The sequence below is a fragment of the Patulibacter minatonensis DSM 18081 genome, assembly GCF_000519325.1.
Lineage (GTDB): Bacteria > Actinomycetota > Thermoleophilia > Solirubrobacterales > Solirubrobacteraceae > Patulibacter > Patulibacter minatonensis.
Genome location: NZ_KI912613.1, coordinates 3,970,062 through 3,989,429 on the forward strand (window position 1 = coordinate 3,970,062; position 19,368 = coordinate 3,989,429).

Annotated in this window: 16 protein-coding genes; 14 read left to right on the forward strand and 2 right to left on the reverse strand. The window is 72.6% G+C overall.

From position 1 onward, the window contains the following. Together dapA and PATMI_RS0118515 are read left to right on the forward strand one after the other, a co-directional pair. Positions 1 to 855: a 4-hydroxy-tetrahydrodipicolinate synthase gene (gene dapA / locus PATMI_RS0118510; protein ID WP_026911958.1), complete on the forward strand. Its 855-nt coding sequence runs from the start codon at positions 1 to 3 to the stop codon at positions 853 to 855. A gap of 245 nt (positions 856 to 1,100) precedes the next feature. Beyond that, positions 1,101 to 2,786 (forward strand): ribonuclease J, encoded by a 1,686-nt coding sequence (locus PATMI_RS0118515; RefSeq protein WP_026911959.1) that lies wholly within the window; start codon positions 1,101 to 1,103, stop codon positions 2,784 to 2,786. Between the two features lie 23 nt (positions 2,787 to 2,809). Here PATMI_RS0118515 and PATMI_RS35025 read toward each other — a convergent pair whose 3' ends face one another. Both PATMI_RS35025 and PATMI_RS0118525 read right to left on the reverse strand, forming a co-directional pair. Further along, on the reverse strand, positions 2,810 to 4,582 hold the full coding sequence (locus tag PATMI_RS35025; protein ID WP_157260848.1) for a sensor histidine kinase: 1,773 nt from the start codon (positions 4,580 to 4,582) through the stop codon (positions 2,810 to 2,812). 144 nt (positions 4,583 to 4,726) lie between these two features. Continuing rightward, complete coding sequence (locus PATMI_RS0118525; protein ID WP_026911960.1) at positions 4,727 to 5,419, reverse strand: response regulator transcription factor; 693 nt, start codon at positions 5,417 to 5,419, stop codon at positions 4,727 to 4,729. Between the two features lie 207 nt (positions 5,420 to 5,626). Between PATMI_RS0118525 and PATMI_RS31465 the strand changes: the two genes are divergently transcribed. The 12 genes from PATMI_RS31465 (at position 5,627) to PATMI_RS0118585 (ending at position 19,343) form a co-directional block, all read left to right on the forward strand. Then, positions 5,627 to 6,409 carry a (Fe-S)-binding protein gene (locus tag PATMI_RS31465; protein WP_051472013.1) on the forward strand — a complete coding sequence of 261 codons (783 nt, stop codon included), beginning with the start codon at positions 5,627 to 5,629 and terminating at the stop codon, positions 6,407 to 6,409. Beyond that, positions 6,406 to 7,929: a lactate utilization protein B gene (locus PATMI_RS31470; RefSeq protein ID WP_084270067.1), complete on the forward strand. Its 1,524-nt coding sequence runs from the start codon at positions 6,406 to 6,408 to the stop codon at positions 7,927 to 7,929. The genes PATMI_RS31465 and PATMI_RS31470 overlap by 4 nt, the downstream gene beginning before the upstream one ends. After that, the gene (locus PATMI_RS0118540) at positions 7,926 to 8,603 is read left to right on the forward strand and encodes a LutC/YkgG family protein (RefSeq protein ID WP_026911961.1); all 678 of its coding nucleotides are present in this window, start codon (positions 7,926 to 7,928) and stop codon (positions 8,601 to 8,603) included. Before PATMI_RS31470 ends, PATMI_RS0118540 begins: the two co-directional genes overlap by 4 nt. Before the next feature lie 295 nt (positions 8,604 to 8,898). Further along, positions 8,899 to 9,750 carry a DeoR/GlpR family DNA-binding transcription regulator gene (locus PATMI_RS31475; protein WP_051472014.1) on the forward strand — a complete coding sequence of 284 codons (852 nt, stop codon included), beginning with the start codon at positions 8,899 to 8,901 and terminating at the stop codon, positions 9,748 to 9,750. Beyond that, positions 9,747 to 11,270 (forward strand): sugar ABC transporter ATP-binding protein, encoded by a 1,524-nt coding sequence (locus PATMI_RS0118550; RefSeq protein WP_026911962.1) that lies wholly within the window; start codon positions 9,747 to 9,749, stop codon positions 11,268 to 11,270. Before PATMI_RS31475 ends, PATMI_RS0118550 begins: the two co-directional genes overlap by 4 nt. Next, positions 11,267 to 12,370 carry an ABC transporter permease gene (locus PATMI_RS0118555; protein WP_084270068.1) on the forward strand — a complete coding sequence of 368 codons (1,104 nt, stop codon included), beginning with the start codon at positions 11,267 to 11,269 and terminating at the stop codon, positions 12,368 to 12,370. Before PATMI_RS0118550 ends, PATMI_RS0118555 begins: the two co-directional genes overlap by 4 nt. Continuing rightward, positions 12,367 to 13,485: an ABC transporter permease gene (locus tag PATMI_RS31480; RefSeq protein ID WP_084270069.1), complete on the forward strand. Its 1,119-nt coding sequence runs from the start codon at positions 12,367 to 12,369 to the stop codon at positions 13,483 to 13,485. The genes PATMI_RS0118555 and PATMI_RS31480 overlap by 4 nt, the downstream gene beginning before the upstream one ends. Beyond that, positions 13,478 to 14,563, forward strand: a complete 1,086-nt coding sequence (rhaS, locus tag PATMI_RS0118565) for a rhamnose ABC transporter substrate-binding protein (RefSeq protein ID WP_211241750.1) — start codon at positions 13,478 to 13,480, stop codon at positions 14,561 to 14,563. The genes PATMI_RS31480 and rhaS overlap by 8 nt, the downstream gene beginning before the upstream one ends. Before the next feature lie 149 nt (positions 14,564 to 14,712). Next, entirely contained in the window at positions 14,713 to 16,290 is a 1,578-nt protein-coding gene (locus PATMI_RS31485; protein WP_084270070.1) for an L-fucose/L-arabinose isomerase family protein, read from the forward strand. Continuing rightward, positions 16,290 to 16,610 (forward strand): L-rhamnose mutarotase, encoded by a 321-nt coding sequence (locus tag PATMI_RS0118575; protein ID WP_026911965.1) that lies wholly within the window; start codon positions 16,290 to 16,292, stop codon positions 16,608 to 16,610. The genes PATMI_RS31485 and PATMI_RS0118575 overlap by 1 nt, the downstream gene beginning before the upstream one ends. Beyond that, entirely contained in the window at positions 16,603 to 18,087 is a 1,485-nt protein-coding gene (locus tag PATMI_RS0118580; RefSeq protein ID WP_026911966.1) for a rhamnulokinase, read from the forward strand. The genes PATMI_RS0118575 and PATMI_RS0118580 overlap by 8 nt, the downstream gene beginning before the upstream one ends. Before the next feature lie 29 nt (positions 18,088 to 18,116). After that, positions 18,117 to 19,343, forward strand: coding sequence for an apurinic/apyrimidinic endonuclease family protein (locus PATMI_RS0118585; RefSeq protein ID WP_051472015.1), 1,227 nt, complete (start codon positions 18,117 to 18,119; stop codon positions 19,341 to 19,343). Positions 19,344 to 19,368: the final 25 nt, after the last annotated feature.

The window sequence follows — 19,368 nt, forward strand, 5'->3', positions numbered from 1 at the left end:
GTGTCCGCCCTCGGGACGATCATCACCGCCGTCGTCACGCCCTTCCGCGACGACTTCTCCGTCGACGAGGACGCCTTCGTCGCGCTGCTCCAGCACCTCGCGGACAACGGGTCCGACGGATTCGTCGTCGCCGGCACCACGGGCGAGGGTTCGACCCTCTCGGTCGAGGAGCACCTGGCGCTCGTCGAGCTGGCGATCCGCGAGAAGCCGGCCGGCACGTCGATCATCGCCAACGCGGGCGGCAACGACACCCGCGAGTCGATCCACCTGACCGAGCGCGCCACGGAGCTCGGCGCGGACGGCACGCTGAACGTCGTCGGCTACTACAACCGCCCGAACCGCCGGGGCATCGTCGCGCACTACCGCGCCGTCGCCGCGGCCACGGACAAGCCGATCGTCCTCTACAACATCCCGTCGCGGTCGACGCTCGACCTCGACAACGAGCTCCTCGCCGAGCTCGCGCAGATCGAGCACGTCGACGCCGTCAAGCAGGCGAACAACGCGAACCTCGCGCTCGTCGACGGCCTGACGCTCTACGCGGGCAACGACGACGTCCTCGCCCGGACCCTCGACCTCGGCGGCGCCGGCGGCATCTGCGTCGTCTCGCACCTCACCGGTCCGCTGCTGCGCGAGATGGTCGACGCCACGCCCGAGCGGCGCGCCGAGATCGACGCCCGCCTCCAGCCGCTCTACCGGGTGCTCGGCGTCACCACGAACCCGATCCCGATCAAGGCCGCCCTCGACCTCGTCGGCCGGCCGGTCGGCGGGCTGCGGCTGCCGATGATCGAGGCCGACGACGCCGAGCGCGCGCAGATCCGCGCGGTGCTGGCCGACCTCGGCCTGCTGCCCGCGTAGTGGCCCCTATCGGACGCCGGGGCCACACCTCCAGGACCATCGTCCGGCGCACGCTCGCCGGCCGCTTCCCCGTCCCGCATCGCCGGGACCCCGCCGATCGTCGTCCGCGCTGCGCACGCGCCCGGACGACCGCGGGCGTCGAGCTCCGGGCGCTCCGCTTATCCGAGTGCTCCCGCCCACGGCGGGGCCTCTGACACGCGCACGGCACACGGTCGTGGCGCACCGACGGAAGAGGAACACCACATATGACCGGAAACCGACCGGCACAGAAGACGCTCCGCATCCTGCCCCTCGGCGGGCTGGGCGAGATCGGCAAGAACATGACCGTCGTCGAGTACGACGGCAAGATCGTCGTCATCGACGTCGGCGTGCGCTTCCCGACGGCGGAGCAGGTCGGCATCGACCTCGTGCTCCCGGACTTCAGCTACCTGAAGGACCGCGCCGCCGACATCGAGGCGATCGTCATCACCCACGGCCACGAGGACCACATCGGCGCGCTGCCGTTCGTCCTCAAGCAGCTCGGCGGCGCCCGCCACGCACCGAAGATCCTCGGCCTGCCGCTCACGATGGCGATGGCCAAGAGCAAGCTCGAGGAGCACCGCCTGCGCGAGGTCCCGCTGACCACGGTCAAGCCGGGCCAGACCGTCAAGGTCGGCACGTTCGAGCTCGAGTTCATCCACACCACGCACTCGATCCCGGACACCGCCGCGGTCGGCGTCAACACGCCGCTCGGCACGCTGCTGTTCACGGCGGACTACAAGTTCGACCAGACCCCGGTCGACGGCGGTCCCGCGGACTTCCTGCGCTTCTCGCGCTACGGCAGCGAGGGCCTCCTCATGCTGCTCGGCGACTCCACGAACGTCGACCGGCCCGGCTGGTCCCCGTCGGAGTCGCTCGTCGGCCCCGCGCTCGAGGCCGCCTTCGCGCCCTTGCGCGGCCGCATCATCGTCACGTCCTTCGCCTCGAACCTGCACCGCGTGCAGCAGGTCATCGACGCCGCGGTGAAGCTCAACCGCAAGGTCTGCCTGCTCGGCCGGTCGATGAAGAAGAACACGAACATCGCGCGGACCCTGGGCATCCTCCAGATCCCGGACGGCGTCCTCGTGCAGCCGCGCGACCTCGAGCACCTCCCGGACCACCGCGTCCTCGTGATGTCGACCGGCTCCCAGGGCGAGCCGCTCGCCGCGCTGCGCCGCATGGCGTTCCGCGACCACCCGCAGATCCGGATCCACGAGGGCGACACCGTCGTCTTCTCGGCCACCCCGATCCCGGGCAACGAGCGCGCCGTCAACGAGACGATCGACAAGCTCTACCAGGCCGGCGCGAACGTCATCACGCACAAGGACGCGCCGATCCACGCCTCCGGCCACGGCTACCAGGAGGAGATGAAGATGATGCTCAACCTGACGAAGCCGAAGTACGTCATGCCGATGCACGGCGACTACCAGCGCCTGCGCCTGCACAAGAAGATCGCCGTCTCGGTCGGCGTGAAGGACGACAACGTCTTCTGCGCCGAGAACGGCCTGCCGGTCGAGATCGACCAGCGCGGCGCCCGCTTCGGCAAGCCGATCAACTCGGGCGTGATGTACGTCGACGGCACCGACATCGGCGCCACCGCCGACGCCGCGCTGCGCGACCGCCGGTCGCTGTCCGCCGACGGCCTGTTCGTCGTCGTCGCGACGATCGGCGACGACGACGGCAAGACCGTCGCCGAGGCCGAGCTGCTGTTCCGCGGCGTGCCGTTCAAGCACGACGAGCAGTTCATGACCGCCGTCCGCGAGCAGGTCGACGCCTCCGTCGAGCGCGCCGCGGCCGACAAGATCCACGACCTGGACGAGATCCAGCGGATCCTCCACGACGACGTCGCCCAGCTCGTCTGGGAGAAGCTGAAGCGCCGCCCGGTCGTGATGCCGGTCGTCGTCGCGGTCTAGCGGCTCCGGCCGGCCGGGCGCCGTCAGCGGCGCTCGTCGGGATCGTCCAGGCGGCTCGCGCCGTCCGGACGTTCGTCCTGCCCGGCGTCCGCGGGTCCGGCGTCGGCGTCCGGGGCACCCTCGCCGTCGGCCTCGTCGCCGGCCGGGGGGGCGTCCGGATCCTCCCGGACGTCGTCGTCGGTGTCCGCCTCGTGCGCGGCGGGGTCGACCATCACCGTCGTCGGGCGACCGGCGGCCCGCAGCCGCGAGCGGATGCGCCGCACGACACGGCGGGACGCGCTGTCCTCCTCCGAGCCCCCGGCCCAGAGGGTGCCGCCCGCCTCGTCGGCGAGCGTGCCCGTCGGCTCGACCGTCGCGCGCACGGCCATCGTCACGACGAACCGGGCGCCGAGGCCCGTCGCCTCGTCGGTGGCCTCCACCCGGACGTCACCGCCGTGGCGCTGCGCGGCCGCCCGGACGATCGCCAGGCCGATGCCGGTCGAGCCGGCGCCCTCGCCACCGCGTCGGACGAAGCGGTCGAAGATCCGCGCCCGCAGCTCCACGGGGATCCCCGGACCGTCGTCCTCGACCACGAGCTCGCCGTGGGTGCCCGTCGCCCGCAGGCGCACGCGGATCTCGGTGCCGGACGGGGTGTGGCGCAGCGCGTTGCCGACGAGGTTGGCGACCATGCGGACCAGCTCGTCGCGGATGCCGTCCAGCGTCACGGGATCGAGGTCGAGGGCGACCTCGTGGTCGCCGATCTGCGGCTCGAGCTCGTCGACCGCCTCGAGGATCGCGCGGTCGAGGTCGACGTCGGCGCGCTCGGTCTCGCGGCTCGCGTCCATGCGCGCGAGCAGCAGCAGGTCGGCGACGAGCCGCCGCATCCGCCGGGACGACCGCAGCGCCGACTCCGCGGCCTCCTGGTCGTCGCCGGTCGTCGTGAGCGCCAGGAGCTCGAGGTTCGCCTGCACGGACGTCAGCGGCGTGCGGAGCTCGTGCGAGGCGTCGGCGATGAACTCGCGCTGCCGCTGCAGCGTGGCGTCGACCGTCGCCTGGGAGGCGGCCAGCTCGTCGAGCATGTCCTGGAGCGTGCCGCTGAGCTCCGCGATCTCGTCGTGGACCTTGGACGGCGGCATCTTCGCGTCGAGGTCCCGCGTCCGGGCGATGTGGCGCGCGGTGTGGGTCATCCGTCGGACCGGGCGCATCGCCCGCGCCCCGAGGGCGAGCCCGGCGATCAGGGCGAGGAAGGTCCCGCCGACGACGCCGAGCGCCAACGCGGACCACACGCGGCGGGTCGTGCGCTCGACGGCGTCGTACGACCGGCCCACCCGTACGATGAGGTCCGCCGTGACCGGGATCTGGGTCCGGACGGTCCCGACCGTCGGCATGGTCCCGAAGGATCCCGGCGCCGACGTGCCCACCACGGCCGGGCGCTCGACCTCCACGGCCTTCTGGTTGCCGTTCGCGTCCACCACGGGGGTGCGGATCCGTCGCGTCTCGATCCGGAGGTCGTCGATCCGCTGTGGGTCCGCGTCCGGGCTTCCGAGGTTCACGGTGCTCCCGTAGCCGATCGGTGCGATCTGCCGTGTGCTCCCCGTGCGATTGTCGACCTGCCAGACCTTGAGCGCAGTGGTCGCCTCGACGCCGATCGCCGACAGCGCGTCGACGTTGACGACCGGACGACCGCCACCGGTCTGCGTCACCTTCAGCCGTCGCTGGAACAGGTCGAACCGCGCCGCGGACTGCGTCTCGAAGTCACTGGCGATGCGCTTCGTCGTGAACGTCCCGACCGCCATGGCGAAGACGAGCAGGATCACGCCCGTCAGCGTTGCCGAGACCACGGCGAGCCGCCAGCGGATGGGCAGGCGGTCGAGCCCGCGCAGGAGCCGGACGCGCCTGGGGTCCGAGGGGCGCTCGGAGTCGTCGAAGGTGTTCAGCGGAGTGTGTGGTCCGCGGACCGGTCAGCGCCCGACGCGGAGGACGTAGCCCGCGCCGCGGATGGTGTGGACGAGGCGGTCCTCGCCACCTTCCTCGAGCTTGCGACGCACGTTGGAGATGAAGACCTCGATCGTGTTCGTCGACGCGAGCGGGTCGTAGCCCCAGACCTCCTCCAGGAGACGCTGACGCGGGACGACGAGCTTCTCGTTGCGCATCAGGTACTCGAGGAGCTCGAACTCGCGCTGCGTCAGCTCGATGTGGCGCTCGCCGCGGAAGACCTCGTGCGTGGCGGGGTTCAGGGTGAGGTCGGCGCACACGAGGGCGGCCTCGCCGCGCGGGGGGCGACGGCGCAGCAGCGCGCGGATGCGGGCGAGGAGCTCGTCGCGCTCGAACGGCTTGACGAGGTAGTCGTCGGCGCCGGAGTCGAGACCCTCGACGCGGTGCTCGACGGCGTCGCGCGCGGTGAGGATCAGGATCGGCACGTCGTCGGACTCGCGGAGGTGCCCGGCGACCGAGATGCCGTCCATGTCCGGCAGCCCGAGGTCGAGGATGACGAGGTCCGGCATGAACGTCCGGGCCTCGGCGAGCGCGCTCTGCCCGTCGCGGGCGGTGCGGGTCTCGTAGTCCTCGAGCCGCAGCGTCCTGCCGAGGACCCCGGCGATCTCCTCGTCGTCCTCGACGATCAGCACCCGGGCCGTGCGCCCCGTTGAATCCATGGAGCGATCGTAGCCGCACGGCCTTTATGTTCGATCAACGGGTGCTGCCCGGAGCCTGGGGACGATCGGTCCCGCGCGGCCGTCCCGGCGTCGGCCGCCGGGGCCGCGGCGGGACGGGCGCTGCGGCCCTCGGTCGTCCGTCCGTCGATCCAACCGCAATCGCACACAAACCCCCGTGAACGATCGCGGCAGGCTACGCTGCTCCGCATGGGGACGCGGGCATCGCTCTTGATCACCTGCCTGGTCGACACCATGTACCCGGGCGTCGGTCGCGCGAGCGTGGCCGTCCTCGAGCGGGTGGGCGTGACGCTCGACGTGCCGATGGAGCAGACCTGCTGCGGGCAGATGCACCAGAACGGCGGCCACCCCGACGACGCGACGCGCCTGATGCGCCGCACGATCGACGCGTTCCGGGACGCCGAGGTCGTCGTCTCGCCGTCGCCGTCGTGCGCCGCGCAGGTCGTGGAGCACTACCCGCACCTGGCCGAGCGGTCCGGCGACGCGGGGCTCCTGCGCGAGGCCCGGGCGCTCGCCGCCCGCACGCGCGACCTGTCCACGTACCTCGTCGAGGACCTCGGGGTCGAGGACGTCGGGGCGCCCGCCTTCCCGCACAGCGTCACGTACCACCCGACGTGCCACGGGCTGCGGCTGCTCGGGATCGGCGACCGTCCGCAGCGGATGCTCCGGAACGTGCCGGGGATCGAGCTCCGCGAGCTGCCGCAGGCGACGTCGTGCTGCGGGTTCGGCGGGACGTTCGCGGTCACGAACGCCGACGTCTCCACCGCGATGATGGACGACAAGCTGAAGCACGTCCGGCAGACCGGGGCCGAGGTCCTGGCCGCGGCGGACTCCTCGTGCCTCATGCACCTGGGCGGCGGACTGTCGCGCCAGCGTGCGCCGGTCCGCCCGTTGCACTACGCCGAGATCCTCGCGGGCGTCCCGGCCTCGGACGGCCGGCTCCCGAAGGCGCTGCGGGCGGGCGCCCGATGAGCGAGCGCTGGCCCGAGCACCCGCTCGACTTCCCGAAGGCCGCGGCCACCACGCTGCAGGACGCGCAGCTGCGGGCGAACCTCGGCCACGCCACGACCGCGATCCGCGCCAAGCGGAGCGCGGTCGTCGAGGAGGTCGACGACTGGGAGGACCTGCGCGACGAGGGCGCGGCGGCCCGCGACCGCGCACTGCGCCGGCTCGACGAGCGGCTCGAGGAGCTCGAGCGGAACGTCGTGGCGGCCGGCGGCGTCGTCCACTGGGCGCCCGACAAGGCCGCGGCCCAGCGGATCGTCGTCGACCTCGTGCGCGCCACCGGCAGCGACGAGGTCATCAAGGTCAAGTCGCTCCTCACCGACGAGCTCGAGCTGAACCCCGCGCTGGAGGACGCCGGGATCCGCTCCCAGGAGACCGACCTGGCGGAACTCATCGTCCAGCTCGGCGGCGACCGGCAGAGCCACATCCTCGTCCCCGCGATCCACCGCAACCGACGCGAGATCCGCGACATCTTCCGCGAGCACCTGCCCGGCGCGGCCGAGGTGTCCGACGACCCGGCCGCGCTCGCCGAGGCCGCCCGCCGGCACCTCCGCGAGCAGTTCCTCCGCGTGCCCGTCGCGATCTCCGGCGCCAACGGGGCCGTCGCCGAGACCGGTACCGTCGCGATCGTCGAGTCCGAGGGCAACGGCCGGATGTGCCTGACGCTCCCGAGGACGCTCATCACGGTCATGGGCATCGAGAAGGTGCTGGAGACCTGGGAGGACCTGGGGACGATCCTCCGCCTGCTGCCGCGCTCGTCGACCGGCGAGCGGATGAACCCGTACACCTCGCTCTGGACCGGGACGACGCCCGACGACGGGCCGGAGGAGTTCCACCTCGTGCTCGTGGACGCGGGGCGGACCAACGCGCTCGCGGATCCCGTCGGGCGCGACGCACTGCGCTGCATCCGCTGCTCCGCGTGCCTGAACGTCTGTCCGGTCTACGAGCGGACCGGGGGGCAGGCGTACGAGTCGATCTACCCCGGCCCGATCGGCGCGATCCTGACGCCGCAGCTCCAGGGACTCGACACCGCGCCGACGCTCCCGTGGGCCTCGAGCCTCTGCGGCGCCTGCTACGAGGTCTGCCCCGTCAAGATCGACATCCCGAAGATCCTCGTGCACCTGCGCGGACGGGTGACCGCGGAGACGAACGCGTCCGGGAAGGGGCACGGAGCGGGCGCCGAGCGCCTCGCGATGCGCAGCGTCGCGCGCGTCATGGACAGCCGCCGCGCCTACGAGGCCGCGCAGCGGGCCGGCCGCCTCGGTCTCGCGCTGCTGGACAACGGTCGCGGGAGGCGCGGGAAGCTCCCCGGACTGCAGGGCTGGACGGCCTCCCGCGACCTCCCCGACCCCGAGCCGTCGTTCCGCTCGTGGTGGCGGGACCGCGAGGCGGGGGACACGGCACCGACGGACCCCGACGGCCCCGCCGTCGAGGTCGTCCAGCACCCCGCCGGAACAGCGTCGCCCGAGGGGCGGGAGCGCCCGTGAGCGGTCGCGACGAGGTCCTCGCGCGCGTGCGCGCGGCACTGCGGACGGCGGAGCGTGCCGCGGAGGCACGAGATCCGGAGCACGACCCCGAGCCTCCCGCACCCGCGCGGCGCCCGCGCGCATCCGTGGACCCGGCCGACCTCCTCGAGCGGTTCGCGGAGCGCGTGGCCGACTACCGCGCGACGGTCCTGCGGACGGATCCCGTCGGTGTCAGCACGGCGGTGGCATCCGCGCTCGTCGACCTCGACCCGGGCACCGTCGCCGCGCCGCCTGGGCTCCCCGCGGACTGGCGCCCCGGCGGCGCGCTGGACGGCTCGGCGCTCACCACCGCGGAGCTGCCGGCGGTCGAGGCGGTCGTCACCGCCTGCCGCGCGGCGATCGCCGAGACCGGCACCATCGTGCTGGACCACGCCGACGACCAGGGACCCCGGCGCCTCACGCTCGTCCCCGACCGCCACGTCTGCGTCGTCCGCTCCGGGCAGCTGGTCGACGACGTCGACGACGCGTTCCTCGTCCTCCGCCCGGCGCCGCCCGGGGGCGCGCCGGCGCCACCGCTGACGTTCGTGTCCGGCCCGTCCGCGACCAGCGACATCGAGCTCCAGCGGGTCGAGGGCGTCCACGGCCCGCGCACGCTCGTCGTGGTGCTCGTGGACGAGACCGGCTCGCCCGGGTAGGACCGCCGGCGGTCGCCCGGATAGGTCCGCCGGCGGTCGCCCGGACCGGGCCGACGGCCGGGTCCGCCGTGGTCGTTCGCGCGCGGACGTGGTCGTCCGTCCGATCACGAGGGCACGCTGACATCGTCCACCGCGATCGGTGGACGGTCTGCGGATCGGGAGGAAACGCCGTCCCTCACTGGGATCGCGGTCGAACGCAGCAGGTTCTTCACTGTGCGTCTTGACACAGTCTTACCGATCTGTTCTGATCGTTTCTGCGCGAACCCGCGCACTTGCAGGAGAAGGGACCGCCTAGATGTCGAAAAACAACCGCAAAGCACCGGACGACCGACTTCGACTCGCCGAGGGCCGCCGCGAGGCGATCCTCGAGCTCCTGCAGGCCCAGCGCGCGGTGACCGTCGCCGAGCTCGAGGAGCGCTTCGGCATCTCGCCGATGACCGCGCGGCGCGACCTCGCCGAGCTCGAGCGCCAGGGCTCCGCCCGCCGGACCCACGGCGGCGCCGTCCTGCCGAGCACGAGCTCTCACGAGGACTCGTTCTCCGCCCGCATGGCGACCGCCACCGCCGCCAAGCGCGCCCTGGCCGTCGCCGCCGCCGCGACCGTGGAGGACGGCGAGGCGCTGTTCCTCGACTCGTCGACCACCGCGTACCACCTCGCCGAGGTCCTGATCCGCGACGACCGCCCCGTCACGGTCGTGACGAACTCGCTGCCGATCATCGATCTCGTGTCGTCCAACGGCCGCGAGGCGATCGAGCTGATCGCCGCCGGCGGCCAGCTGCGGCGCATCTCGCGCTCATTCGTCGGGCCGGTCGCCGTCGAGGCGCTCCGCCGGCACTGGACCGACCGCGCGTTCCTGTCCGTGAAGGGCATCGCACCGGACGGCACGCTCACCGACGCCGACCCGCTCGAGGCCGAGGTCAAGCGCGTGATGATCGCGCAGGCCGAGCAGGCCACCCTCCTGGTCGACGGCGGCAAGCTCGACCGCCGGGGGCTCTCGGTCATCGGCCCGGTCTCCGCCTGCTCCGACGTCCTCGTCGCCGGACTGGCCGCCGACTCCGACCTACTGAACGCGATCGACGTCCCCGGCGTCGCCGTCCGCCGCCTCGACGAGGGCGACGAGCCGAGCCCGGAGGAGGCGACGGCATGAGCGCCGTCGCGACGACGCCGCTCGTCGCCCTGGACGGCGCGAGCCGCTCGTTCGGTGCCGTCCACGCGCTCCGGGGCGCGTCGCTCGCGCTCCGGGCCGGCGAGGTCCGCGCGCTGATGGGGGAGAACGGCGCCGGCAAGTCGACGCTCGTGAAGATCCTCACCGGCGTCGACCGCCCCAACAGCGGCACCGTCCTCGTCGACGGCGAGCCCGTCGTCTTCCACTCCACCGCCGACAGCCGCGACGCCGGCGTCGCGGTGATCCTCCAGGAGCCGACGCTCTTCCCCGACCTCTCGGTCGCCGAGAACGTCGTCATGGGCCGGCACCCGCGCCGCTCCTTCGGGCGCATCGACCGCCCGGCGATGAAGAAGTCGGTCCAGGACCTCCTCGACCGCCTCGGCGTCGACCTCGATCCCGACCGCCCCGTGCAGGGCCTGTCGATCGCGGACCAGCAGATCGTCGAGATCGCCAAGGCGATGAGCTTCGACGCGCGCGTCCTCATCATGGACGAGCCGACCGCCGCGCTCTCGGGCCGCGAGGTCGAGCGTCTCTTCGGCGTCGTCCGTGCACTCCAGGCCCGCGGCGCCGCCGTCCTCTTCATCAGCCACCGGCTGGAGGAGGTCTACGAGATCGCCACGGTCGTGACCGTCATGCGCGACGGCGAGGTCGTCCACGACGGCCCGCTGTCGGAGCTGCCGGAGGACGAGCTCGTCCGCCGGATGGTCGGCCGGGACGTCAACCAGCTCTTCCCGAAGACCGAGGCCGAGATCGGCGACGTCGTGCTCGACGTGCGCGGGCTCTCCCGCGAGGGCGTCTTCTACGACGTCGACCTGCAGGTGAAGGCCGGCGAGATCGTCGCGCTGGCCGGGCTCGTCGGCGCCGGCCGGTCCGAGGTCGTCCAGGCGATCTTCGGCGTCGACCAGGCCACCGAGGGCTCCGTGTCGATGAACGGCACGGACCTGCCGCTCGGCAAGCCGACCGCCGCGGTCGCCGCCGGCATGGCGCTCGTCCCCGAGGACCGCCGGCAGCAGGGCCTCGTGATGGACATGTCGATCGGGCAGAACGCCACGCTCGCCCGCCTGGGCGAGATGCGCAGCCGCGGCCTGCTGTCGCCGAAGCGCGAGCGCGCCGAGGCCTCGCAGTGGGGCGAGCGGCTGCAGCTGAAGTACGGCCGGCTCTCCGACCCCGTCGGCACGCTGTCGGGCGGCAACCAGCAGAAGGTCGTGCTCGCCAAGTGGCTGAGCACGAAGCCGCGCCTGCTGATCATCGACGAGCCCACCCGCGGCATCGACGTCGGCACCAAGGCCGAGGTCCACCGGATCATCAACGACCTCGCGTCGGAGGGCCTCGCCGTCCTCATGGTCTCCAGCGAGCTGCCCGAGGTGCTCGGGATGGCCGACCGCGTCCTCGTGGTGTTCGAGGGCCGCGTGACGGCCGAGCTGTCGCGGGCCGAGGCCGACGAGGAGCGCGTCGTCCGCGCCGCCACCGGCCGCGCGCCGGTCACCGAGGAGATCGCATGAGCACCCCCGTGTCCGCCCCTCCCGGGCCGAGCGCGCCCCAGGGTCCCGCCGCCGTCGCCGAGGCGGAGGCCGAGCGCGTCTCCACGGGCCGGCGCGTCGTCGACCGCCTGATCCGCGCCCGCGAGCTCGGCCTGGTCGTCGTCCTGCTCGCGATCGTCGGGATCACCGGCGCGATCGAGCCGAACTTCTTCGACCTCGACAGCATCAAGGAGACCGTCCTCAACGTCGCGATCATCGCCGTGATGACCGCGGGCATGACGCTCGTGATCGTCACGCGGAACATCGACCTCTCCGTTGGGTCGATCCTCGGGCTGACCGCGTTCCTCTGCGGCGACCTCCTGACGAAACACCCCGGGATGCCGTGGATCGTCGCGGTGCTCGTCGCCGTCGCCATCGGGGCGGCCTGCGGCCTGCTGAACGGCGTGCTCGTGACCTGGGGCCGCGTCCCGGCCCTCGTCGTGACGCTCGGCACGATGTACGCCCTGCGCGGCGTCGCGTTCCTCGTCACCGACGGACGCCAGATCAACGCCGAGGACCTGCCCGACTCGTTCCTGAACGTCGGCTCGGGCACGCTGCTCGGGATCCCGACGCTGATCGTCGTCGCGGTCGTCGTGATCCTGCTCTTCTGGTTCGTCACCCGCGACTACGCGTGGGGCCGCCAGCTCTACGCGATCGGGTCCAGCGGGCGCTCCGGGGGCCAGGCGGCGAAGCTCGCCGGCCTGAAGAGCGACCGCCGCGTCACGCAGGCGTTCGTGATCTCCGGCGCGCTGGCCGGCCTGGGCGGCGCGATGTTCGCGGCCCGCTACGGGACCGTCGACGCGACCGCGGGCGACGGCTACGAGCTCCGCGTCATCGGTGCGGCCGTCGTCGGCGGCGTCGCGATCGCCGGCGGCTCGGGCTCCGTGCTCGGCGCGGCGATCGGCGCGGTGCTGCTCGGCACGATCCAGACCGCCCTGATCGTCCTGAAGATCGACGACTTCTGGCAGCAGGCCATCGTCGGCCTCCTGATCATCGTCGCGATCGCGCTGGACCGCCTGATCGCGAACCAGAGCGAGGCGCTGCTCCGGCAACGCTCCGCCCGACGGAGGACCTCCGCATGAGCACCGTGGCCACCACGCCGACGGGCTCCGCGCCCGACCGGACGCCCGGCGTCGTCCGCACCGAGGACTCGCTCCTGAAGAAGGTCCTCGGTCGCTGGGAGACCCTGATCCTCGTCCTGATCGCGGTCGTCTTCGCGATCGGCTCCGGGATCTCGTCCGAGTTCCTCACCGGCGAGTCGCTGACCACCGGGTCCAGCGACTTCACCGAGTACGCGATCCTCGCGCTCCCGCTGACGCTGATCATCGCCACGGGCGAGATCGACCTCTCGGTCGCCTCGGTCCTGGCGCTCAGCTCGGCGCTCATGGGCTACCTGTGGAACCAGGGCCTGCCGATGGAGGCGATCCTCCCGATCTGCATCGTGGCCGGCGCGGTCTGCGGCCTGATCAACGGCTGGCTCGTCACGGGCCTCGGGCTCCCGAGCCTCGCGGTGACGATCGGCACGATGGCCCTGTTCCGCGGCCTGGCGTTCGTGATCCTCGGGGACGAGTCGGTCACCGACTTCCCGACGGACTACACCGACTGGGCGTTCGGGAACTTCGGCGGCACCGTCGTCCCGAACACGATCGTCCTGTTCCTGGTGCTCGCGGCGATCTTCGCGGTCGTCCTGCACCGCACGCCGTTCGGCCGCTCGATCTTCGCGATCGGCGCCAACAAGGAGGCCGCGCGGTTCAGCGGACTGCGCGTGAACCGGACGCAGCTCAAGCTCTTCGTCCTCAGCGGCGCCATCGCGGCGCTGGCGGGGATCCTCCTGACGCTGCGCAACTCGACGGCCGCCGGCAACGTCGGCACCGGCTTCGAGCTGACCGCCATCGCGGCGGTCGTCCTCGGGGGCGTCTCGATCTTCGGCGGCTCCGGCACGATCGGCGGGGTCATCCTCGCCCTGATCCTGCTCGGCGGCATCCAGAAGGCGCTGAACCTCGACCCGGACATCAGCACGTACTGGGTCAACATCGTCTTCGGCATCTTGCTCATCGGCTCCGTCCTGGGGCCGAACCTCGCAGCGCGCTTCCGTGAGGCGCGCCGCACCAGAAACCGCGGTGCTCGGCCCTTCCGGCCCGGCCGACCCGCGGCAGCTCCCTCCGGGCCGGAAGGAGAGGGGAACACCGATGCGTGATTCACGCTTCATGCGCATGCTGGGCCTGCTGTTCGCAGTGGTCCTGGGCGCGGCGCTCATCACGGGCTGCGGCTCGACCAAGGACGACTCCGACTCGAGCGGTGGCGGCGGCAGCGCCGCCTCGGCCGACGCCGGGAAGGCCGACACGTCGGCCGCGATCAAGAAGGGGCTGAAGGTCGTCGTGATGCCCAAGCAGCTCGGCAACCCCTACGAGGAGCTCGAGGACAAGGGCACCGTCGCGGCCATCGAGGAGACCGGCGGCAGCGCCAAGATCCAGGGCCCGACCGACGCCGGCGCCTCGTCGCAGGTCTCGCTCCTGCGCTCGATCACGCAGCAGAAGCCGGACGCGATCGTCCTGGCCGCCAACGACCCCAACGCGATCGCGCCGGTCCTCAAGCAGGCCATGCAGCGCGGCGTGAAGGTCGTGACGCAGGACTCCGACGCCGCGAAGGACGCGCGCCAGATCTTCATCAACCAGGCGACGACGCAGTCGATCGGCGTGCAGCTCGCCAAGCAGGCGAAGTCGACCGCCGGCACCGGCGAGATCGCGGTCCTCTCGGCGACGGCCAACGCGCCGAACCAGAACGCCTGGATCAAGATCATGAAGGCGGAGCTCCAGAAGCCCGAGTACCAGGGCCTGAAGCTCGTCAAGGTCGCGTACGGCGACGACGACGACCAGAAGTCGTTCCAGCAGGCGCAGGGCCTCCTGAGCGCCTACCCGAACCTCAAGTCGATCATCTCGCCCACGACCGTCGGCATCGCCGCGGCCGCCCGCTACGTGTCCGGCTCGAAGTACAAGGGCAAGGTCGCGATCACGGGCCTCGGCACGCCGAACCAGATGCGCAAGTTCGTCAAGGACGGCACGGTCTCCGAGTTCGCGCTCTGGAACCCGGAGGACGTCGGGTACCTCGGCGGCTACGCCGCGGCGGCGCTCGCCTCGGGCCAGATCTCCGGCAAGCAGGGCGAATCCTTCAAGGCGGGCAAGCTCGGCACGAAGACGATCGGCGCGGACGGCGAGATCGTTCTCGGCCCGCCGACCACGTTCACCAAGGACAACATCGACAAGTTCGACTTCTAGGAGCCGAACCCGGTCCCGGCCTCCCCGGCTCCGCCGCACGGCACGCGCCGCGCGACGGACCCCCGGGGGCCGGGCCGACCCCTCGCGTCGGCGGGGCGGATATCGCCCGCCCCGCCGCACCGCGGCACCACACCGAGCACCAGGACCGCATGAGCACCACCTCCCACACCCCGAGCACCGCCCCCGCCGACACCGATGCACGCCCGTCCGCACGCGCGACCGGCCGCATCGGCGTCTTCGGCATCGGCCTCGAGGCGTACTGGGACCAGTTCGAGGGTCTCGAGGACCGCTGCAGGGGCTACCAGGCCGACGTCGAGCGGCAGGTGGCCGCGCTGGGTGGGGCTGTCGTCTCGGCCGGCCTCGTCGACACGCCGCAGAAGGCCCGCGTCGCCGGCGACCTGTTCGCCCGCGAGCAGGTCGACCTCATCCTCTGCCACGTCGTCACCTACGCGACGTCGGCGACGGTGCTCGCGGCCGTGCAGGCCGCGAAGGTTCCCGTCGTCCTGCTCGGCCTGCAGCCGACCCGGACCCTGGACTACGAGCACGTCGACACGGGGGAGTGGCTCGCCAACTGCGCCGCCTGCTCCGTCCCCGAGATCGCCGGGGCGTTCACGCGCTCCGGGATCCCGTACGACACCGTCGCGGGCACGATCCAGGACGACGAGCGCGCCTGGTCGCGGATCGGGGCCTGGGTCCGCGCCGCCGGCGTCGCCCGGTCGCTCAAGCGCGCGCGCATCGGCTTCATGGGGCACGCCTACGCGGGCATGCTCGACATGTACTCGGACTTCACGATGTTCCACGGCCAGGTCGGCGCGCACGTCGAGGTCCTGGAGATCGACGACCTGCAGGTCCGCACCGACGCCGCGACCGCCGAGCAGGTCGCCGCGAAGACCGCCGAGATCCGCGAGCACTTCGCGTTCGCGGACCCGTCGGACGACCCGATCGCCGGGCCGATCACCGACGACCAGCTCGCGTGGTCCGCCCGCGTGGCCGTCGGCCTCGACGCGCTGGCGGAGGACTTCGAGCTCGACGCGCTGACCTACTACTACCGCGGCCTGGACGACAACCCGCAGGAGCGCCTCGGCGCCGGCGTGATCGTCGGGAACTCGCTGCTCACCGCCCGGGGCATCCCGACGGCGGGCGAGGCCGACATCAAGACGAACCTCGCACAGCTGATCCTCGACCGGCTCGGCGCCGGCGGGTCCTACACCGAGTACTACGGGCTCGACATGGACGAGGACTTCGTCCTCATGGGCCACGACGGTCCGGGCCACATCGCCATCGCGCAGGAGCAGCCGGTCCTGCGGTCGCTGAACGTCTTCCACGGCAAGCGCGGCGGCGGGCTCTCCGTCGAGCTGCAGGTCCGCCACGGTGACGTGACGATCCTCGGCTGCACGCAGACCGCCGACGGCCGCCTGAAGCTCATCGCCGCCGAGGGCGCGTCGATCCCGGGACCGACGTTCCGGATCGGCAACACGAACTCGCGCCTGCGCTTCGACCTCGACCCCGTCTCGTTCCTCGAGGCCTGGTCCGCCGAGGGCCCGACCCACCACGTCGCGCTCGGCGTCGGCCACCGGATCCAGGACATCGAGGCGGTCGCGCGCCTCCTGGACCTCGAGCTCGTGGTCGTCGGCCGGGACGCCGCGGCCCGGGGGTCGCGCCTCGGCGCCTCGTCGAACGACCGCTTCGTCGCCCACCGTCCTGACGTCCGGGGCGGCGGTCGCTGATGGAGCGCGTCTGCTTCCTGCTCCAGGTCAAGCCGGAGCGGCTCGAGGAGTACCAGGCGCGCCACGCTGCGGTGTGGCCCGAGATGCTCGACGCGCTCACCGCTTCGGGCTACCGCAACTACTCGCTCTTCCTGCGCCCCGACGGCCTGCTCGTCGGCTACCTCGAGTGCGACGACTTCGCGTCGATCGAGGCCGCGATGCAGGCCACCGACGTCAACGCCCGGTGGCAGGCCGAGATGGCGGAGTTCATGACGCTGCCGGAGGGCGCACGACCGGACACCGGGCTCTTGCGGCTCGACGAGGTGTTCCACCTTGCCTAGCGCGCACGTCTACGGCGCGATCGACTTCGGCGCCTCCAGCGGCCGCGTCCTCGCCGGGCGGTTCGACGGCGAGCGCGTGAGCCTGACCGAGGCCGCCCGGTTCCCGAACCGCCCGGTCGACCTGCCCGACGGCCGGCACTGGGACCTCCTCGGGCTCTACGCCCAGGCGGTCGAGGGGCTGCGGGCCATCGCGGCCGACGGACCACTCGTCGGCGTCGGCGTCGACACCTGGGCCGTCGACTACGGCCTGCTGGACGCCGAGGGCCGCCTGCTCGGCCTGCCGTTCCACTACCGGGACCACCGCACCGACGGCGCGACGGAGCGGAGCTTCGCCCGGGTCTCCCGCGCGGACCAGTACGCGGTCGCCGGCATCCAGACGATGCCGATCAACACCGTCTTCCAGCTCGAGGCCGAGCGCGGCTCCGCGGCGATCGGTGCCGCGGACCGGATCGCGCTGATCCCGGACCTGCTCGCGCACTGGCTCGGCGGCGACCTCGTCAACGAGACCACCAACGCGTCGTCGACCGGACTGCTCGACGCGCGCACCGGGACGTGGTCCGACGACCTGATCGACCGGCTCGGGCTGCCCGCGGACCTCTTCGGCCCCACGGTCGAGGCCGGCACGACCATCGGCCGCCTGCGCCCGGCGCTCGGCCTCGGCGACGCCGCGGTCCACGCGGTCGGCTCGCACGACACGGCCTCGGCCTTCGCCGCCGCTCCGGTCACCGGCGACGACGCGGCGATCCTGTCGAGCGGCACGTGGTCGCTCCTCGGACTCGAGCTCGACGCGCCCGTCCTCACCGACGCCGCACGCGACGCGAACCTCACGAACGAGCGCGGCGTCGACGGCACGATCCGCCTCCTGAAGAACGTCATGGGCCTCTGGCTCGAGCAGGAGCTCTCCCGCGCGTGGGGCATCCACGCCGCGGAGCTCCAGCACCTGGCGGGGGAGGCCGACCCCGACGTCGCCGTCCTCGACATCGACGACCCCGCGTTCCTCGCGCCCGACGACCTGCCGGCACTGATCGCCGAGCACTGCCGCCGCAGCGACCAGGCGCCGCCGTCGACGAAGGGGGAGACCGTCCGCACGATCCTCGTCTCGCTGGCCTGCCGGTACCGCTGGGTGCTCGAGCAGCTCGAGGCGGTCTCCGGCCGCACGATCCGCACGATCCACGTGGTCGGCGGCGGCGTGCGCAACGAGCTCCTCTGCCGCCTCACCGCCGACGTCACCGGGCGCACCGTCCTGACCGGCCCGGTCGAGGGCACCGGCATGGGCAACGTGCTCGTGCAGCTCCGCGCCGCCGGCGAGGTCGGCTCGCTCGCAGAGCTGCGCGCCGTCGCCGCCGCGTCCGCCGCGCCCCGCGCGTACGAGCCCGCCGGCGACCGCGCCGCGGCCGACGACCTGTACCGCCGCTTCCTCCGGGTCGCGGACCTCGCCCCGCCCGCCCGGGCCGCGACACCCACCCCTTCCGCATGACCCCCGAGAACCGAGGACCGAAGAGCCCCATGAGCACCGACTACGAGCACCTCGCCGCGAAGCTGACCGACCAGGGGGTCGACGTCGCGGCCGTCCGTGCGCGCCTGTCCGAGCTCGTCGTCGAGGTCCCGTCGTGGGGCTTCGGGGACTCCGGCACGCGCTTCGCGACGTTCCTCCAGGACGGTCGCCCGCGCACCGTGCTCGAGCGCCTCGACGACGCCGCCGAGGTCCAGCGGCTCTCCGGCGCGTCGTCCCGCGTGGCGCTCCACATCCCGTGGGACGCCGTCGACGACTACGCGCAGCTCGGCCGCGAGATCACCGACCGCGGCCTGACCGTCGGCACGATCAACCCGAACCTGTTCCAGGACGTCGACTACAAGCTCGGCTCGATCACGAACCCCGACGCCGGGATCCGCCGCAAGGCGACCGACCACCTGCTCGAGTGCGGGCAGATCGCCCACGCGACCGGCTCCGACGCGCTGTCGCTGTGGTTCGCCGACGGGACGAACTACGTCGGCCAGGACGATCTGCTCGCCCGCCGTCACCGCATGCGCGAGGCGCTGCAGGAGCTGCACGCCGCCACCGGGTCCATTGATGGGGATCCCGCCCACCCCGCGCTCGCCCTGCTCGTCGAGTACAAGCTCTACGAACCGGCGTTCTACGCGACCGACCTCGCCGACTGGGGCTCCGCCGCCCTGCTCTGCCGCGAGATCGGCGAGCGCGCGCAGGTCCTCGTCGACCTCGGCCACCACGCCCACGGCGTGAACATCGAGCAGATCGTCGCGATCCTCGCGAGCTACGGCCTGCTCGGCGGCTTCCACACCAACGACCGGCGCTACGGCGACGACGACCTCATCACCGGGTCCGTCAACCCGTTCGCGCTGTTCTCGATCTTCACCGAGCTGACGGCCCTGCCGCAGCTGCCCCGCATCTCGATCGACCAGGGCCACAACGTCGAGACGAAGGTCGAGGCGATCCTGCGGTCCGTCCTGAACATCCAGGACAGCTACGCGAAGGCGCTCCTGGTCGATCGCGCCGCGCTCGCGGAGGCCCAGGCCGCCGGCGACGTCAACCGCGCGCACGGCCTGCTGACCGACGCATTCGCCACCGACGTCCGCCCGCTGACCGCGAGCGTGCGCGAGGCGAAGGGTGCAGCCGCGGATCCCGTCGCGGCCCTGCGTTCGGGCGGCTACCCCCAGAGGATCGTCGACGCGCGCGGCAGGGCCGCCGGCGTCGCGGGGGGATGGGGCCGATGAGCGCCGCAGCCGCGGCGGGGCCGCG

Excerpts from the sequence above, each read along its gene's own strand:
- PATMI_RS0118515 (WP_026911959.1), top strand. The coding sequence starts at position 1,101 with ATGACCGGAAACCGACCGGCACAGAAGACGCTCCGCATCCTGCCCCTC.
- PATMI_RS0118525 (WP_026911960.1), bottom strand. The coding sequence starts at position 5,419 with ATGGATTCAACGGGGCGCACGGCCCGGGTGCTGATCGTCGAGGACGAC.
- PATMI_RS31465 (WP_051472013.1), top strand. The coding sequence starts at position 5,627 with ATGGGGACGCGGGCATCGCTCTTGATCACCTGCCTGGTCGACACCATG.
- PATMI_RS31470 (WP_084270067.1), top strand. The coding sequence starts at position 6,406 with ATGAGCGAGCGCTGGCCCGAGCACCCGCTCGACTTCCCGAAGGCCGCG.
- PATMI_RS31475 (WP_051472014.1), top strand. The coding sequence starts at position 8,899 with ATGTCGAAAAACAACCGCAAAGCACCGGACGACCGACTTCGACTCGCC.
- PATMI_RS0118550 (WP_026911962.1), top strand. The coding sequence starts at position 9,747 with ATGAGCGCCGTCGCGACGACGCCGCTCGTCGCCCTGGACGGCGCGAGC.
- PATMI_RS0118555 (WP_084270068.1), top strand. The coding sequence starts at position 11,267 with ATGAGCACCCCCGTGTCCGCCCCTCCCGGGCCGAGCGCGCCCCAGGGT.
- PATMI_RS31480 (WP_084270069.1), top strand. The coding sequence starts at position 12,367 with ATGAGCACCGTGGCCACCACGCCGACGGGCTCCGCGCCCGACCGGACG.
- rhaS (WP_211241750.1), top strand. The coding sequence starts at position 13,478 with ATGCGTGATTCACGCTTCATGCGCATGCTGGGCCTGCTGTTCGCAGTG.
- PATMI_RS31485 (WP_084270070.1), top strand. The coding sequence starts at position 14,713 with ATGAGCACCACCTCCCACACCCCGAGCACCGCCCCCGCCGACACCGAT.
- PATMI_RS0118575 (WP_026911965.1), top strand. The coding sequence starts at position 16,290 with ATGGAGCGCGTCTGCTTCCTGCTCCAGGTCAAGCCGGAGCGGCTCGAG.
- PATMI_RS0118585 (WP_051472015.1), top strand. The coding sequence starts at position 18,117 with ATGAGCACCGACTACGAGCACCTCGCCGCGAAGCTGACCGACCAGGGG.